The following is a 589-nucleotide window of genomic DNA, read 5'->3' as shown; positions in this document are numbered from 1 at the left end:
TTGCAGCAGCACCTGGGCACGCAGGCGCTCGTCGGGCGTGCGGTGCTGCAGCTCGCTCGCCTGGGCGAGCAAGGCGAGCGCGCCCACCGCATCGCCCCGTGCGTTGCGCACGCTGGCCAGCCCGCGCAGCGCGTAGGCCTCGCCGCGCGGGTAGGCAAGCTCGCGGCTCAGCGCCAGAACCGTCTCGAAGGCGTGCTGCGCGGCGTCCCAGTCCTTCAGGTTCTCGAGCGCCCGGCCAAGGTTGTGCTGCGTGACGGCCTGCTCGCGGCGCAGCCCGGCGGCCTGCTGCGCGCGCAGCGCCGCCTCGAAGTAGTAGCGCGCCTGGCTGTAGTCGCCCATGCGGTTGTAGAGGATCGCGATCGCGTTCAGCGAGGTCAGCGCCTGTTGCGGCATGCCCAGCCGCTCGTACAGCTGGTTGGCCAGGCGCAGGTCGAACAGGCCGTTGGCGAACTCGCCGCGCACGCCGCGCAGGTAGCCGCGGTGGTACAGGCCGTCGGCGCGCTGCTCGTCTTCGTGCATCTGCTCGGCGACCGCGACCGACTGCTCGAACAGGGCCATCGCCTGCACGCTGTCGCCGGCCAGTTCGCGC

1 protein-coding gene is annotated in these 589 nt (G+C 72.3%); it reads right to left on the bottom strand.

Features of this window, described 5'->3' with window-relative positions; genetic code table 11:
- A partial coding sequence (locus AC1D01_RS37935) for a tetratricopeptide repeat protein (RefSeq protein ID WP_477875144.1) occupies positions 1-589 on the bottom strand: 589 nt, incomplete at both ends.

The sequence above is a fragment of the Rhizobacter sp. P3_B12 genome, assembly GCF_056402895.1.
The sequence above is the reverse complement of the archived record's forward strand: the minus strand, read 5'-3'. Positions and strand labels throughout refer to the sequence as shown.